Origin of the sequence: Parasphingorhabdus halotolerans (genome assembly GCF_012516475.1) — a bacterium.
In the GTDB taxonomy this organism is placed as follows: domain Bacteria; phylum Pseudomonadota; class Alphaproteobacteria; order Sphingomonadales; family Sphingomonadaceae; genus Parasphingorhabdus; species Parasphingorhabdus halotolerans.
This window is the reverse complement of record NZ_CP051217.1, coordinates 667,500-682,923: the sequence shown is the minus strand read 5'-3', so window position 1 is coordinate 682,923 and position 15,424 is coordinate 667,500. Positions and strand designations below refer to the sequence as shown.

Sequence of the window (15,424 nt, the reverse complement as noted above, 5' to 3'; positions counted from 1 at the left end):
ATGACCACGAAAACGATGAATATTCTAAAATTCGGCGCGCTGCTGTCGCCTCTCATGGCAATTGCTGCGCAGCCAGCGCATGCGCGTGACCGAAATGTTGAAGTTGCTCCCTATCTGGAAGTGCAGCAGATATTGGTAGCGGACCTCAAGGATGGTACCGATGTTTTGACCTATACCAGTGTGGCAGCAGGCATTGAAACCTCAATCACAACGCGTCAGGCAGAAGCACAAGTCAATTTGCGTTATGAACGCAGATTCTTTTATTCCGACGGTTTGAACGATGATGATATTTTCAGCGGTCTGGCGCGCGGTAATGTCCAGGTTGTACCGAATGTTCTATCTCTGGAAGGGGGCGCCTTGGCGACGCGCAGCCGGATAGATCTGCGCGGCCAATCACCATCGAACCTTGTGGGTGATATTGATAACGTCACTCAGGTATATTCAGTTTACGCCGGGCCAACGCTTGCAACCAATGTTGGCGCGCTTGATGTAAACGCTGCTTACCGTGTTGGTTATACCAAGGTCGAGAGTGAAGATGCTGGCATTTTACCGACTGGCCAGCAACCGATTGACGTATTTGACGACAGCGTCAGCCACGCTGCAAGCGCAAGCGTCGGTATGCAGCCTGGCGAATTGCCGTTTGGCTGGTCCGTTGGCGGTGGCTGGGAGCGTGAAGATTCCGGACAACTGGATCAGCGCTATGAAGGCAAATATGCGCGAGCTGATGTAACCGTTCCCGTGACGCCAACATTGGCGCTTGTCGGAGGTATTGGCTACGAAGATATTCAAATATCCGAGCGTGATGCGCTGCGTGATGTGAACGGTGATCCGATTGTAGGTGATGACGGTCGTCTGGTCACTGACGAAGCGTCGCCGCGACTTTTGTCTTATGACCAAGATGGTATAATCTGGGATGCTGGTGTTATGTGGCGCCCAAGCCGGCGGACATCGCTCGAAGCGCGTGTGGGCCAGCGCTATGGCAGTACCACTTATGCCGGTAGCCTTGGGTATCAGCCTAATGAAAACACGTCTTTGAATGTGTCGGTTTATGACACCGTCACCGGCTTTGGTAGTTTGCTCAATAACAACCTTGCATCGCTGGGGACCAGTTTCTCTAGCAACCGAAATCCTCTAAGTGGAGAACTCAATGGCTGTGCCTTTGGTCAGACAAGTAGCCTGTGCTTCAATGATGCGCTGCAATCAGTAGCATCGTCCAACTTCCGCGCACGCGGCGTTAATGGCCAGTTGGCTTATAACTATGGCGGCTGGAACACTTCAGTCGCAGTCGGTTATTCGCGCCGCACCTATATTGCCTCGCAATTTGGCGCATTGGCTGGATTTGATGGTCTCGTGGATCAAAATTATTATGCAAACTTTGCTATCGGCACGCAGATCGACGAGCGATCCAGTTTCGATGCGAATGTTTACGCAAACTTGCTGGACAGCGGTTTTGCGGGTGCTCCCAATGTACTCGGCCTTGGAGCCAATGCGGCCTATTATCGTCAGATAATTCCAGGCTTGTCAGGCTCTGCAGCGGTTGGTCTTGATAGCTTCCAGCAGGATGGGTTTGACAGCGAACTTACAGCATCGGCTCTTCTGGGCCTAAGATATGATTTTTAATAGCATCATCGCCAGAATTGGTTGGAGATAAAGACAATGTACGAAACATATTATGGACTTAATAGCAGGCCTTTCCAGCTCACGCCGGATCCGCACTACTATTTTGAGAGTTTGACTCACCGTAAAGCATTGTCCTATTTGGGATATGGTCTGGCGCAAGGCGAGGGCTTTATCGTAATCACTGGCGATGTCGGGGCGGGGAAAACCACTCTGGTGAGCCACTTGATGGCGACCATCGACAAGTCCCGACTGACCGCTGCTAATATCGTAACAACGAAATTAGACAGCCAGGATATTGTACGCGTTGCAGCCAATCATTTCGATATTGATACCGACAACATGGATAAGGCCCAGTTGCTTAGTGCGATTGAGGAATTCTTGCACAGTGAAGCGCGCAATGGTCGTCGCTGCCTTTTGATAGTCGATGAATCGCAAAACCTCCCTACCGGTGCGCTTGAAGAATTGCGCATGCTTTCCAATTTTCAGCTCGGCGGTCAGGCTCTGCTACAGATATTCTTGCTAGGTCAGCCTGAGTTTCGCGATATGTTGCAAAACTCCAACCAGCTTGAGCAATTGCGTCAGCGGGTCATTGCGCATCATCATCTGGAACCAATGGGCGCTGATGAGATTGAACCCTATATCACGCATCGCTTGTCGAAGAGCGGTTGGTCTGGGCGTCCAAAGATCACGTCAGACGTCTTCCGCGTGCTATATTCAGAAACACAAGGTGTACCGCGCAAAATCAATACTTTGATGAGCAGAGTGTTGTTGATGGGCGCAGTCGAGCAAGTTGAACTGATCGACCAACCGTTACTGGGTCGCGTGCTTGCCGACTTGAACGGCGATAAGGTGGAAATTTCTACTCCTGCGGCGCCGGTCGCTCCCGATGTCGCTGCCAAGAGCCCATTGTGGGAGAAGCCGGCGAAAGCAAAAACTGCTCCCGCACCGACTGAAGAAGCTGAAAAATCGGTACCAGTTAGCAAGTCTGCAAACAATGCAGAGCCAAATGACGTGTTAGCTTTGCGCAGCATCGTCAGTGAAGCGGAAAATCCGAAGGTCTCGCCACAACCAGAATCTTTAAAAGCCGAATCGGCATCAGTGAGCAGTCCTGACAAGGGTGTCGTGGCAAGAGTAGATATTGTGTCAAAACGCTTGTCATTGCTTGAATCGCGAATGAACGGCCAAGAAGAAAACCTGCACCGCGTCTTGACGATGCTGGTGGATTGGGTCGAAAGCGATATCCGGAGCAAGGAAAGCTATGTCAATGCAGGACGCGCGGCCTGAATCTTTCAAAAAGGCAGATGCTCATGCGCTGCTCAACGCCATGTCGGTGGATATCGAAGACTGGTTTCAGGTGGGAGCATTTGAAACTGTAATCGATCGTGCCGATTGGGATTCGCTTGACCACCGGGTTGAGCGGAACACTGACGCTGTGCTTGAATTATTTGATCGCGCTGGCGTGAAATCAACTTTTTTCACTTTAGCTTGGGTCGCCGAGCGCTATCCTAAACTAATGTTGCGGATTGCCGGTGCCGGGCATGAGGTCGCGAGTCATGGATATGATCACGGGCGCGTTTTTACCATGACCCCCGACCAATTTCGTGCAGATCTTGAGCGTAGCCGCAAAATTCTGGAAGACACTTCGGGTCAGACCGTTACAGGCTATCGCGCGCCAAGCTTCTCAATCGACAAACGTACGCCTTGGGCGCATGAAATTTTAGCTGAACAGGGCTATGCTTATTCTTCCAGTGTCGCGCCGATCAAGCACGATCACTACGGCTGGGAAGGCTCTCCGCGCTTTGCCTGGAAGCCGGTACCCGGATCAGATTTGATTGAGTTACCGGTTACCACAGTCAAAGTAGGGCAGCGTATTTTAGCTGCTGGAGGTGGCGGTTTCTTTAGACTTTTGCCTTATGCGCTGTATGACTGGGCGGTCAAAAAAATGCATCGGGACGATGGTCGCGGCGCAATTTTCTATTTTCATCCTTGGGAAATTGACCCGGATCAGCCTCGCGTTGAGAACGCTTCTCTAAAATCAAAATTGCGCCATTATACACAGCTGTCGGCTATGGAAGGTAAATTGGAGCGTGCACTGAAAGATCAAAATTGGGGCAGGGTAGATCGGCTTGCTTTGCTGGAAACGGAGCTGGCACGATGAATATGCTATTTAAACCAGTCTCTTTGACCACACGTTTTTTAAGTGAAAACGACACCAACGAACTTCGGCGTATCGACGCATTTGTAATGGCACATCCTGATGGCACAGCATTTCACAGGCCGAACTGGGTGCGCGCTGTTTCGGACGCTTGCGGACATGGATGGCGTTATGTTTTGGCGGAAAACGGTAATGGCGAACTTGTCGGCATTCTGCCGCTCCACCTGATCCATTCCAACCTGTTTGGAAGAGCCTTGGTTTCAGCTGGCTTCGCAGTTGGCGGCGGTATTTTGAGCAGTGATGATCTGGCAACTCAGTTGCTCGCTCAGCAAAGCTGGAATTTCGCCGAGCGCCATAGCTTCCCTAGCGTTGAACTGCGCGGTGGACCAAGTCCGACCGGAGAGTGGCAAAACAAGGAAGGTGTCTATGCCGGCTTTATTTGCGACATGGCCGCCGATGATGAAGCGCAGTTGTTGGCCATTCCTCGCAAACAAAGGGCAGAAGTCCGCAAAGGTCTCAAAAATGAATTAACCGTCTCTGTTGGTAATGCCCAGCAAGACCGCGACGATCACTATGCCGTTTACGCCGAAAGTGTTCGCAATCTTGGGACGCCGGTGTTTCCCAAAGCCCTATTTGATGCAGTGCTCGACCAATTTGGCGATCATGCGGATATTTTGACTGTTAAATCTGGTGGCAAAGCTGTCGCCAGCGTTTTGAGTCTTTACCATAATGGAACCGCAATGCCCTATTGGGGCGGAGGCACACGGGATGCGCGCCGGCTCCGTGCTAACGACGTCATGTATTATTCGCTGATGAATCACGCTCGGGGGCGTGGTTGCAGCAAATTTGATTTTGGTCGTTCCAAGGTTGGCACCGGCGCTTATTCGTTCAAAAAAAACTGGGGCTTTGAGCCAAAGCCGCTTTCATATGCCATTCGCACAGCCAATGGCGAAGAAGCGCGGGACGTGAATCCGATGAGCCCGAAATATCGACTGCAAGTTGCGCTATGGCAGCGCTTGCCACTTTCCATCGCCAATCGTCTGGGGCCGGTGATAGCAAAAGGCCTCGGTTGATGGGCGACATATTGTTCCTGACACACCGCGTGCCGTGGCCTCCCAATCGCGGTGACAAAATACGATCGCACCATATTCTGCGGAAACTGATGGAGTTCGCGCCAGTGCATCTGGCATGTTTTGCTGATGATGAAGCTGAGGCTGCTGAAACAAGCGATCTGCAAAATGGTCTGACGTCCTGTCATATCGTCAGAAGGACGAAGCCACAATGGATGGCGGGCATTGAGGCGCTGGTTTCGGGCAAGTCAATATCGGTTACTTCATTTGGAAGCAAACAGCTGCAGAATTGGATTGGTGGATTAATCAATCATGGCAACGTTGATTGCATCTTCGTGTTTTCCGGCCAAATGGCGCAATACATCCCTGATAGCTTCTCTGGTCGCGTGATAATGGATTTTGCCGATGTCGATAGCGCGAAGTTCGAAAGCTATGGCGATGAAGGCTACTGGCCGATGTCATGGATTAATAAACGCGAAGGACGTTTGTTAAAAGCGTTTGAGTATAAGACTGGCGCACGTTCTGATAAATCTCTCTTTGTCAGCACCGCTGAAGCACAATTGTTCCAGCAACGTTCCGGTTTGAGCACTGCCAAAATTATGGCGCTCGGCAATGGAATAGATCTGGAATTTTACCGGCCAGAGGTTGTTGAAACAACCAAGCTGGGAGGTGCTGGACCATTGCTAGTTTTTACTGGGCAAATGGACTATCGGCCAAATATAGAAGCCGTCGCAAGCTTCTCCAAACACGTCATGCCAAAAATTCTCGTGCATTTCCCCGATACGCAATTTGCGATAGTCGGGCGAGCACCGACGGAAGCTGTTTGGGGACTGGACGGCAAAAATGGCACCCAAGTCGTGGGCGCTGTTGACGATATCCGTACTTGGTTAAAGGCGGCTGATGTCGTTGTTGCGCCGCTGCGTATCGCTCGCGGTATCCAGAATAAGATTCTCGAAGCGATGGCGATGGGCAAGCCAGTCGTAGCATCCGGTGATGCTGCCGAGGGTATTGATGCCATACATGGCCAGCATTTTCTAGTCGCCGAGAACATCCAACAGGAAGCATCGCTTATTTGTAACTTGCTTGAAGACCCAACCGAGGCTGATTGGCTTGGAAGCAATGCCGCGAAGCTGGTCCGCGATCAATACAGCTGGGAACATCAGCTATTTGAGCTGCCCGGTATTTGCGGCCTCGATGACCACCAGTTTGCGGAAGCGGCTGAATGAACAGCGCGGCAGTAAATACTCAATTTGAAGCCAATGCTCCGGACGTTCGCCTTTCGATTTGGCGTGAGCATTTGAAATTACTGGTTATCGCCTCGGCAATCATCCTCGCTCTGTTATGGCGCGATGCGTGGGATATGATGGCGACGTGGTGGGATATTTCTACCTATAATCACTGCCTGTTGATCGTGCCGATATTATACTGGCTGGTTCAGCAACGCAGCGATGAATTGAAGAAAATTGCACCACAGATTTGGACACCCGGCCTGCTTTGGGTTGGCATCGCGTCGATCGGGTGGCTGCTCGGAGAAGCTGCAGGCGTGTCTTTTGCGCGGCAACTGGGATTGATCATGATGCTGCAAGGCGCAGCGATAACCCTGCTCGGACCCAAAGTGTCCCGAGGTCTTGTATTTCCCTTATTCTACAGCTTTTTTTTGGTGCCATTCGGCGAAGAGCTTGTTCCTTTTTTGCAGACCATTACAGCCAAAATGTCGATGGTATTTTTAGATTGGGCGGCAATCCCCGCATTTATTGATGGGGTCTTTATCTCAACACCGACCGGCTATTTTGAAGTTGCAGAGGCTTGCTCAGGTGTAAAATTTCTGATCGCGATGATCGCTTATGGAGCGTTAGTGAGCAATGTCTGTTTTCAAAGCTGGAAGCGACGTTTGCTGTTTATGCTGGCGGCAATGGTCATGCCCATATTGGCGAATGGCATCCGCGCTTTTGGAACAATCTATATCGCCCATCACACCTCTACTGATTTCGCATCTGGCTTTGATCATATATTTTATGGCTGGTTCTTCTTTGCCTTTGTTTTGGTGCTGGTCATGGCAATTGGGTGGCCGTTTTTTGATCGCAAGATCGACGAGAAGATGATTGAAGGTGAAGCAATTAACGCTCTGGAATTCAGAAAATCTAAGCTGACGCCAAAATATGCCATCGTCGTTTTATTGGCGATTGTAACGACTCCGTTTCTCTGGACTTCCATTCTAGCGTCACAATCCTCCCAAGTTCCCGAAAATATCGCATTGCCGGAGGTCGCGGGTTGGGAGATCGTTTCGTATGATCCAGCATTCTCTTGGAAACCGAGGTTTGATGGCGCCAATCATTCTCTCCTTGGACGATATCGTAATGCCTCCACCGGCCAAAATGTTGATCTCGCGATATCCGTATTTGATCAGCAGGAAGATGGCCGTGAGATTGTGGGCTACGGGCAGGGCGCCTTTGATCCTGAGTCAGATTGGTCATGGAGCCGCGACCTCCCTGCACCGGTAGGTGCCACGGCGTTGCAAATAACCGCGCCGGGTCCGGTGACGCGAGACGTGCTGTCCTTTTACCGGATCGGCAACAAGCTGACCGGAAGCGGCACCGCAGTGAAGCTGGAAACGTTAAAAATGAAGTTGCTTGGCGGCAATCAGCAAGCAGTTGCTGTACTGGTGTCGGCGGAAAAAACGGATGACAGGGACCAGCGCCAAGCAATCGATCAATTCCTGAGCGATTTGGGTCCAATCGATAAATTGGCTGACGAAATGGCAGGGCTGCGCTAGGGCGCACATCATGTGTGGCATTGCGGGAATTTTTCATCTGGAGACGGCTAAACCTGTTGACCCGGCACGCCTTAAGAAAATGGCCGACAGGCTGGCGCACCGCGGCCCGGATGGTTCGGGTATCTGGACTGCGCCCGGTGTTGGTTTGGGGCATCGTCGACTTTCCATAATTGATATCGAGGGAAGTCCGCAACCTATGCTGACTGCCGATGAGGCGCTGGTAATCAGCTTCAATGGCGAGATTTACAATTTTCAGGAAGTGCGGGCAAAACTGGAAACAAAGGGCCACGTCTTTCGGACTGAAGGCGATACCGAAGTTATTCTCTATGCCTACAAGCAATGGGGTGTCGATTGCCTGAAACATCTCAACGGCATGTTTGCCTTTGCAATTTTTGACCAACGTACAAAGCAGCTCTTTCTGGCGCGGGATCGACTGGGCGTTAAGCCATTATTCTATGCGCCGGTATCGGATGGCAGCGTGATTTTTGGTTCTGAACTGAAAGCGCTTTTGGCCAATCCGTTGCTCCGCCGCGAGCCGGAACTGCGCGCTGTCGATGATTATCTAGCGTTCGGCTATGTTCCCGATACAATTTCGCTCTTAAAGGGCGTGAAGAAATTACCGGCAGGCCATTATCTGCTTTTGGAGCAGGGCAAACCGGAGCCGCAATCCGTCCAATATTGGGATATGGATTTCAGTCAGCGGAGCAAGGCGTCTGCGGGTGAACTGGAAGAAGAGCTCGTCGCATTGATGAAAGAAGCGGTGAGTCTTCGGATGATCGCCGATGTTCCTCTCGGCGCGTTTCTTTCCGGCGGGGTTGATAGCAGTGCGGTTGTGGCTCTCATGTCTGAAAAGAGCCGCCAACCGGTGAAGACCTGTTCTATCGGTTTCGATCAGGCATCACTCGATGAAACAGGTTATGCTGAGCGCATAGCGCAACGCTTCAAGACAGATCATCGTTCGCGGACCGTTGCCGCCGATGATTTTGGTTTGATTGATACGTTGACCGATCATTTCGACGAACCCTTTGCCGATGGTTCGGCATTGCCAACCTATCGTGTGTGTGAACTCGCGCGGCAGAACGTGACTGTTGCACTTTCCGGTGATGGAGCGGATGAGGCGCTTGCCGGGTATCGCCGCCATGTTTTTCACAACGCTGAAGAGCAGGTGAGAGGGCGCATCCCGCAATTTATTCGGGGGCCAGCATTGGGATGGTTGGGGTCGGTCTATCCCAAGGCTGATTGGGCGCCCCGTCCTTTTCGTGCGAAATCAACCCTGCTGTCGCTCGCAAGGACGGGGCCAGAGGGCTATGCAGAGGCTGTGGGCGTAACGACACCTGCTGGGCGAACAACGATATACTCCGACGAGATGGTCGCCAAGCTTGGCGGCTACAAAGGCGAATCGCAAATGATCGACCTGATGGAAAGCGCGCCCGCTCAGAACGGTCTCGATCAAGCGCAATATGCCGACATGAAAATGTGGCTTCCCGGCGATATCCTGACAAAAGTAGATCGCACCAGCATGGCTGTTAGTCTGGAAGCGCGGGAGCCGTTGCTGGACTACAAGCTGATGGAATTTGCCGCTAAACTGCCGACCAATCTTCGGGTGCGTAAAGGGCAGGGGAAGTATCTGCTTAAGAAATCGATGGAACGCTATCTGCCGGAAGATATTCTCTACCGCCCCAAAATGGGTTTTGTAACGCCGATCGCACAATGGTTTCGCGGGCCATTGGCTGAGGAAGCCCGAGGCATTGCCAAGGCTGGTGCTTTGGCCCGCATGGGCTGGTTTGATCCGCAAGCACTCAGCAAGGTCGCCGATGATCATATCGCAGGCAAGTCCGATAACAGCCGGTTGTTGTGGCAATTGTTGATACTCGACAAATCGCTAGTGCGGCTATTCAATCTCTGATTTGGGATAGATTGCTTCGACGAAGAACAATCCATCCGGCGGCGCATTAAGGCCTAAAGCATTGCGGTTTTTAGCAACCAGAGCGTTCTTCAAATCCTGCCCATTCCACTTTCCGGTTCCGACCAGTTTCAGTGACCCGACCATCGAACGCACCTGATGGTGAAGGAAGGACCGCGCGGCGACCTCGACTTCTATCTCTTCGCCAAAGCGAGTGACGGAAATGCTGTCCAGCGTCTTCACTGGGCTTTGTGCCTGACAATTGACCGAACGGAATGTTGTGAAATCATGCTCGCCAACTAGATGTTGCGCCGCTTTGTGCATGATATCGCTATCCAGTTCCTGCGCCACTTGCCAGCTTTGCCCGATATCTAAGGCCAAGGGCGCACGCCGGTTTGTAATCTTGTAGACATAGCGCCGACCAATACATGAAAAACGCGCATGCCATTCTTCATCAACCTCTTCACAGGCCAATATCGCAACCGGATGAGGGCGTAACTTGGCGTTAAAACCCTCCATCAGGCGAAATGCGGACAGGTGGGTTTCTAGATCGAAATGCGCGCGCATCGCCAAAGCGTGAACCCCGGCATCTGTGCGACCTGCAGCAAAGACCCTTATGTCTTGCCCGGTGATGCCTTTGATCGCCTGCTCTATAGTTTGCTGGACACTGGGGCCGTGATCTTGATGCTGCCAGCCCATGAACGAACGGCCATCATACTCTATGGTCAGCGCATAGCGGCTCATTGCAAGACCGTGCCGACAGGAATTTTTGTGCCGTTAAGAAAATCTTTGAGCTGCATGGCTGGCTTACCGGCCTTTTGAATGAGTGTGGGCCTAATCGAACCTCTGCCACATCCAATTTTAAGTTCACCGTCGATAGTTACTCCGACTTCACCCGATTGTTCGCTGATTTCTGCCGCGTGTATCCGATAGCGATTGCCATCATATTCAAAAAATGCGCCCGGCATTGGATTAAATGCTCTTATCTGTCGCTCCACTAGTTCGGCGCTTTGGGCAAAATCCAGTCGTGCTTCCTCTTTGGTAATTTTTTTGGCGTAAGTTGCCAGCGCATCATCCTGGACATCGGCAGGATATTTGTCGGGCGCTGCAAGATATTGAACCATGAGTTTTGCGCCATTTCCTGCAAGTTCATCAGTCAGCTCACCAGCGGTTTTACGATCAACAGGTGTCACCCATTTTAGCAACATTGGCCCGGTATCTAATCCTGCGTCCATCTGCATAATCGTAACGCCTGTCTCTTCATCCCCAACCAATATCGCCCGCTGTACAGGAGCGGCACCGCGCCATCGGGGTAGCAGGGAGCCATGAATATTCAGGCAGCCCATTTTCGGAGCATCGAGAACGGCTTGCGGTAATATCAGCCCATAGGCCGCCACAACCGCCGCATCGAGATTGAGTGCTGCAAATTCCGCCTGCGCGGTATCATCTTTCAGCGATACGGGTGTGCGGACTTCGAGCCCCAGTTCCTCGGCTACTTTCTGAACGGGCGAGGGGTCAGCTTCTTCCCACGTCCAGCGCGACGCGGCGGTTGTGAATAGACAGCGGCAATTTCATGCCCTGCGGCGTGCAAGGCTTTCAGCGGCGGTACCGCGAAATAAGGAGTACCCATGAAGGCAATTCGCAATGTCTGTTCCTCAATTTTCATGGTCAGAACCCGATAGGGTCACACAGGGTCACAACCCCTAATGGCAAAATAAATTACTGCAACTCCCAGTCAGACTGCTGCGTCCAATATTCTCTTGAAAAACTACCGAATTGAAAAAGTCAAAGCTCATTTAGAAAGGTTTATCCGCGTGCTTGAGTGTAGGACAGCAATTTTGCACTTGGCAGCGGGCAGTGGCTGCTCCTAATGACCATTCATGGCATCGCAAGAGATTGAAAATCTGGTTCAGGCCCTCGCCAAACTACCCGGCCTGGGTCCGCGCTCGGCGCGGCGGGCGGTGCTTTACCTTCTAAAGCGCCCTGAAACCGCGATGAGGCCGATTTTGGCGGCGATGGAGCGGGTGAATGAACGCCTTGTCAGCTGCGGGATATGCGGTAATGTCGATACGCAGGATCCTTGCCAGATTTGCAATGATCCGCGCCGGGACGAAAAATCGCTTTGTGTGGTGGAAGAAGTATCCGATCTCTGGGCACTGGATAAATCACGTCTGTTTCCGGGAAAATTTCATGTGCTTGGCGGGAAACTGTCGGCTCTCGATGGTGTGCGGCCAGAAGATATCGCGATAGACAAGCTTATCAGGCGTGTTGATGCCGGTGGTATTGATGAAGTGGTGCTGGCCATGAACGCGACTTTGGAAGGGCAAACGACGGCGCATTATATCGCCGAGCGGTTGGAGAATTATCCCATTAGATTGAGTCAGTTATCGCACGGCATTCCCGTGGGTGGTGAACTCGATTATCTGGACGAGGGAACGCTGGCACAAGCCCTGCGCGCCCGTCGACCGATCAACGCTGAATGACGCGCGGAGCTGGTTGACGAATCTCCTTGTAATCCCTAAATTTCGGTCATGGCTATATTACCGATCATCGAGGTGCCTGATCCGCGCCTGAAAACCGTGTCTGAACCCGTTACCGAGTTTAACGACGAACTCAAAACGCTAATCGCAGACATGTTTGAAACCTTATATGACGCGCCTGGCATCGGGCTTGCCGCCATTCAGGTTGGCGTGGCCAAGAGAATTTTGGTTATCGATCTCCAGGAACCCGTGCCCCACGATCACGACCACGAGCACGGAGAACATTGTGATCATCAGCATGAAGTGATCAACGACCCGCGTGTATTCATCAATCCGGAAATTCTTGATCCGTCTGAGGATTTGAATGTTTACAACGAAGGCTGCCTCTCGGTTCCCGACCAATATGCCGATGTCGAACGCCCCGCGATTATAACAGCGCGCTGGCAGGATGAAACGGGAAAGCAGCATGAAGAGCGGCTCGAAGGTCTGTTGGCGACTTGTTTGCAGCATGAGATGGATCATCTGGAGGGGATTTTGTTCATCGATCACCTCTCGCGTCTGAAACGCAAGATGGTGCTCAAAAAGCTCGAGAAACAGCGCAAAGAACATGGGATTGCTGCTTAAGTTTTCATACAGTTCGTCATGCTGAGCTTGATTCAGTAACCAGAGCCGCACGCCACCTGACGTTGTGTTCTTACGCTCTGGATTGCGGATCAAGTCCGGGATGATGAATTGGCAGTTGCAACCCTCTTCGACCCGGGCTAAGTTCTCTTTTCGTTCCTATTGAAAAGGCAGTGGTTTGGATCCCGTAGTCGTCATAATTTGCATCGTGATCGCCCTTCTCGGAGGACTCGCGCTTGGTTGGTTTGTCGGCGGAAAACCGGCAAAGACGGCTGCTGAAACTGCTGATGCCTTGCGCATTACACTGGATGGCGTCCGCGATGAGCGCGACGCTGCAAAAACTGAACTCGCGGCGCTGCAGGCGGATGTGCGCAATCATGAAAAGCAGATGCAGCAAATGATCGAAGCCAAAGAGGCATTGTCGGCGCAGTTTTCAGAAATCGGCTCCAAGATGCTCGAAACCGCTCAGCGCCAGTTTCTGGAACGCGCGGACCAGCGTTTCGATCAGGCCAACGAAAAAGGCGGCGAGAAAATCGCTAAACTTCTCCAGCCGGTGCATGAGAGACTGGCAACCTATGAAGCATCAATTACCAAGATCGAGAAAGAGCGCACCGAATCATACGCCGGGATTACCGCGACAATCGAGCAGGTCCGGCAAGGGCAGGACAGGGTGCAACAAGAGGCGGCGCGCCTCGTCAACTCGCTCCGCAATGCGCCCAAATCCCGCGGTCGCTGGGGCGAGCAACAGCTTAAAAATGTTCTCGAGACCTGTGGATTGTCCGAGCACACCGACTTTGTAACGGAACAATCCATTGATACCGAAGAAGGTCGTTTGCGCCCTGATGCGGTTATCAGCGTGCCTGGCGGACGCAAACTGGTAATTGATGCCAAGGTTTCGCTCAACGATTATCAAGATGCTTTTGAGGCCGATGACGAAGATGCGCGCAGTTTTGCCATGGGACGGCATTGTTTGTCGATGAAAACCCACATCGATGGGCTTTCAAAGAAAGCCTATTGGGACCAGTTTGAAGATGCGCCGGATTATGTGATCATGTTTGTACCCGGCGAACATTTTCTTGCCGCAGCGCTCGAGCATGAGCCGACACTTTGGGACCATGCTTTTGAGAAAAAAGTGTTGCTCGCCACACCAACCAATCTCGTAGCCATTGCCCGCACAGTTGCAGGCGTATGGCGGCAGGAGAAAATGGCGGCTGAAGCGAAGCAAATTGGTCAATTGGGCAAAGAAATGTACGATAGGCTCGCGACTGCGGGCGAACATCTGAAGCGCATGGGGTCAGGCCTGGGCACTGCAGTTGGTAATTATAACAAATTTGTCGGCAGTTTTGAACGCAATATCATGGCGACAGGTCGCAAATTTGCCGAGCTACAGATTGAAACCGGCAAAAAAGACCTAGAGCCTGTCCCCGAAATTGAAGCGCTACCGCGCTATTCAACAGACGTCGAAGCTGCGCTAATTGAAGATGATCGCGAATTGAAAGATGAGGCCGCCGAATAGGCTGCGTTAGGCTCAAGGCGCAGTGTCGCCGCCTTCGGTGATGTCGCCGCCGCACCCTTCCAGAGTGCCAATGCCGCCAGCCGTTGCGGTCACGGTATCGGCATATACGCGATCACTCATACCATCATTGCATTCCTTGCCTGTCATGATCGTCAGGTTCATATTATGCTTGTCATCAAAGCCTTTCACGATCCAGCCATCCGCCGTTTTTCGAGAGGAATTGATCGGAATAGAGAATTTATCCTCACCATAACTGGCGGTCACATCCATTGTGTTTTCTGAAATGTTCACAGACCAGCCTGGTTCGGTGCCACCAGCTTTATAGGCCCCCAAAGGTTCTTCAACGGCAGGCGGCGCTTCTTTCTCTTCGCCACATCCGGCAAGTGCCAGTGCGGCAAACGGCAACAACGCGGCGTATTTGAACATGAAACTTCTCCCCACGGGGACCGTAGCACGATGCCACGCCAAAACATAATTTGCCTTATTTCCGGGCTTGATTGAGCACTTCATAGGCCATAACGGCCGTCGCGACCGCCGCGTTCAGGCTGTCGGCTTTTCCCATCATCGGCATCTTAACAAGGGCATCGCATTCTTGTTCATATTCGGCGGGTAAGCCCTGTGCTTCATTGCCGACCAGCAGAAACGTTGGAGCTTGATAGCGTATCGCTTGATAGTCAGCGTCGGTGTTCAGGCTTGTCCCGATGAGTTGTCCATCACCACGACGTAGCCATTCCAGGAAATCGCCCCACGATGTTGATGTAACGCTTTGCGTAAATATAGCCCCCATGCTCGCGCGCACGGCTTCAACCGAAAAGGGATCTACGCAATCATCGACAAGGATTAACCCGCCAGCACCCACTGCATCACCCGTCCTCAGGATGGTTCCGAGGTTGCCCGGATCACGCAGCGATTGGGCGACCAGCCAGATATTGGATGCCGTTCGATCAATGTCAGCCAGCGCAGTGGCGTGATCTTCATATATGCCAATGATTGATTGCGGATTGGACTTGCCCGAAAGTTTGGCAATTATCGCCTCGCTGGTTTCGATCACTTCGCCGCCGCTGGCAACTGTGGCTTCTTCAATCTTTTGCGCCAGCGGATGCAATTGCGTATCTTCCACGACAACCAGCAATTTGGGCGTTTTTCCGGCGTCCAGCGCCTCGGTCAAGATGCGCAGACCTTCAGCGAGAAAATGGCCTTCACGCTTGCGATATTTTTTTTCGCGCAGGCTTTTCAGTCGCTTTATTGTCGGATTGGAAAAACCGGTTATTTGTCGGCGCATATCT

13 protein-coding genes and 1 pseudogene are annotated in these 15,424 nt (G+C 52.1%); 10 read left to right on the top strand and 4 right to left on the bottom strand.

The features are described 5' to 3' along the window. The 7 genes from HF685_RS03275 to HF685_RS03245 are packed head-to-tail and all read left to right on the top strand — an operon-like array spanning nt 1 to nt 9,524. Entirely contained in the window at nt 1–1,620 is a 1,620-nt protein-coding gene (locus HF685_RS03275; RefSeq protein WP_168818287.1) for a porin family protein, read from the top strand. Between the two features lie 36 nt (nt 1,621–1,656). After that, nucleotides 1,657–2,904: an XrtA/PEP-CTERM system-associated ATPase gene (locus tag HF685_RS03270; RefSeq protein WP_168818286.1), complete on the top strand. Its 1,248-nt coding sequence runs from the start codon at nt 1,657–1,659 to the stop codon at nt 2,902–2,904. Beyond that, a complete protein-coding gene (locus tag HF685_RS03265) occupies nt 2,879–3,778 on the top strand; it encodes an XrtA system polysaccharide deacetylase (protein ID WP_246218719.1) in 900 nt (299 codons plus the stop codon). Before HF685_RS03270 ends, HF685_RS03265 begins: the two co-directional genes overlap by 26 nt. Beyond that, nucleotides 3,775–4,848: a FemAB family XrtA/PEP-CTERM system-associated protein gene (locus tag HF685_RS03260; RefSeq protein WP_168818285.1), complete on the top strand. Its 1,074-nt coding sequence runs from the start codon at nt 3,775–3,777 to the stop codon at nt 4,846–4,848. The genes HF685_RS03265 and HF685_RS03260 overlap by 4 nt, the downstream gene beginning before the upstream one ends. After that, entirely contained in the window at nt 4,848–6,071 is a 1,224-nt protein-coding gene (locus HF685_RS03255) for a TIGR03087 family PEP-CTERM/XrtA system glycosyltransferase (RefSeq protein ID WP_211051331.1), read from the top strand. Before HF685_RS03260 ends, HF685_RS03255 begins: the two co-directional genes overlap by 1 nt. Continuing rightward, entirely contained in the window at nt 6,068–7,618 is a 1,551-nt protein-coding gene (gene xrtA / locus HF685_RS03250; RefSeq protein ID WP_168818283.1) for an exosortase A, read from the top strand. The genes HF685_RS03255 and xrtA overlap by 4 nt, the downstream gene beginning before the upstream one ends. Before the next feature lie 10 nt (nt 7,619–7,628). Beyond that, entirely contained in the window at nt 7,629–9,524 is a 1,896-nt protein-coding gene (locus HF685_RS03245) for an XrtA/PEP-CTERM system amidotransferase (RefSeq protein WP_168818282.1), read from the top strand. Here the strand turns inward: HF685_RS03245 and truA are convergent. Next, nucleotides 9,510–10,265 (bottom strand): tRNA pseudouridine(38-40) synthase TruA, encoded by a 756-nt coding sequence (gene truA / locus HF685_RS03240; RefSeq protein WP_168818281.1) that lies wholly within the window; start codon nt 10,263–10,265, stop codon nt 9,510–9,512. The two genes, HF685_RS03245 and truA, sit on opposite strands and share 15 nt — an antisense overlap. Next, a pseudogene (gene fmt / locus HF685_RS03235) lies at nt 10,262–11,166 on the bottom strand (methionyl-tRNA formyltransferase). Before fmt ends, truA begins: the two are co-directional and overlap by 4 nt. 235 nt (nt 11,167–11,401) lie before the next feature. Between fmt and recR the strand changes: the two are divergent. From recR to HF685_RS03220, 3 genes are all read left to right on the top strand, one after another. After that, the gene (gene recR / locus HF685_RS03230) at nt 11,402–12,004 is read left to right on the top strand and encodes a recombination mediator RecR (RefSeq protein WP_168818280.1); all 603 of its coding nucleotides are present in this window, start codon (nt 11,402–11,404) and stop codon (nt 12,002–12,004) included. Between the two features lie 48 nt (nt 12,005–12,052). Further along, entirely contained in the window at nt 12,053–12,625 is a 573-nt protein-coding gene (def, locus tag HF685_RS03225; RefSeq protein ID WP_168818279.1) for a peptide deformylase, read from the top strand. A gap of 175 nt (nt 12,626–12,800) precedes the next feature. Next, nucleotides 12,801–14,138 (top strand): DNA recombination protein RmuC, encoded by a 1,338-nt coding sequence (locus HF685_RS03220; RefSeq protein ID WP_168818278.1) that lies wholly within the window; start codon nt 12,801–12,803, stop codon nt 14,136–14,138. A gap of 12 nt (nt 14,139–14,150) precedes the next feature. Here the strand turns inward: HF685_RS03220 and HF685_RS03215 are convergent, their stop codons facing one another. Together HF685_RS03215 and HF685_RS03210 are read right to left on the bottom strand one after the other, a co-directional pair. After that, nucleotides 14,151–14,564 (bottom strand): hypothetical protein, encoded by a 414-nt coding sequence (locus HF685_RS03215; RefSeq protein WP_168818277.1) that lies wholly within the window; start codon nt 14,562–14,564, stop codon nt 14,151–14,153. Nucleotides 14,565–14,619: 55 nt separating this feature from the next. Then, the gene (locus tag HF685_RS03210; protein WP_168818276.1) at nt 14,620–15,420 is read right to left on the bottom strand and encodes a TrmH family RNA methyltransferase; all 801 of its coding nucleotides are present in this window, start codon (nt 15,418–15,420) and stop codon (nt 14,620–14,622) included. Nucleotides 15,421–15,424: the final 4 nt, after the last annotated feature.